The 937-nt window shown below is 60.3% G+C and carries 1 protein-coding gene; it reads left to right on the top strand.

Going from position 1 to position 937, the window contains the following annotated elements; translation table 11 throughout:
- Nucleotides 1-876 (top strand): IS3 family transposase (locus QCM77_RS45920; protein WP_280097142.1); only part of this gene is annotated, 876 nt, incomplete at its 5' end.
- Nucleotides 877-937: the final 61 nt, after the last annotated feature.

Raw genomic sequence — 937 nt, 5'->3', positions numbered from 1 at the left:
TTTTTTAGAAGGAGCGCTCACCAAGGCGGGATTGCTGAGCGCAAAGCGATGATCGACCGTGAACACGATCTGTCGATCACGAAACAGGCGGAGATTTTGAGGATTAGCCGCGGCAGCGTGTACTATCTGCCGCGTCAGGTCTCTTCAGCGGACCTCGAGATCATGCAGCGTCTCGATCGGCTGCACCTGGAGTATCCCTTCGCCGGTTCGCGTATGTTGCGAGGCCTGCTGGCTTTGCAGGGGTGCAAGGTCGGCCGCCGGCATGTGAAGACGCTGATGCTGCGGATGGGGATAGAGGCGCTTTATCGCCGTCCGCGCACTACCAAGCCCGAGCCCGGCCACAAGATCCATCCGTATCTGCTGCGAGGCCTGGAGATTGCACGGCCGAACCAGGTCTGGGCGATGGACATCACGTACATTCCGATGGCGCACGGCTTCGTCTATCTCGCCGTGGTGCTGGACTGGGCGACACGTCGTGTTTTGTCGTGGCGGCTGTCGATCACGATGGAGGCGGCCTTCTGCGTCGAGACGTTGGAGGATGCTCTCGCTCGTCATGGCAGGCCGGAAATCTTCAACACCGACCAGGGTTCGCAGTTCACGGGCGCGGCGTTCACCGGTCTGCTTGCCAGCCACGGCATCGCCATCAGCATGGATGGCAAAGGAGCCTGGCGGGACAACGTGTTCGTTGAGCGGCTGTGGCGGAGCGTCAAATACGAGGAGGTCTATCTGCGAGCCTATGAAAGCGTCAGCGAGGCTCGTAACTCGATCGGCCGATATCTCGACTTCTACAATCGCCGTCGCCCACATTCGAGCCTTGACGACCGCACCCCGGATCAAGCCTACTTCGATCTTCCTCCGCTCCGCGCGGCGGCCTAACACCGGCAGAGTCTCCACTTATCGACGCGGAATTTTTGTTCAGACAATCGGGACCGGCTCT

Origin of the sequence: Bradyrhizobium nivariense (assembly GCF_029846695.2) — a bacterium.
In the GTDB taxonomy this organism is placed as follows: Bacteria; Pseudomonadota; Alphaproteobacteria; order Rhizobiales; family Xanthobacteraceae; genus Bradyrhizobium.
The sequence above is the reverse complement of the archived record's forward strand: the minus strand, read 5'-3'. Positions and strand labels throughout refer to the sequence as shown.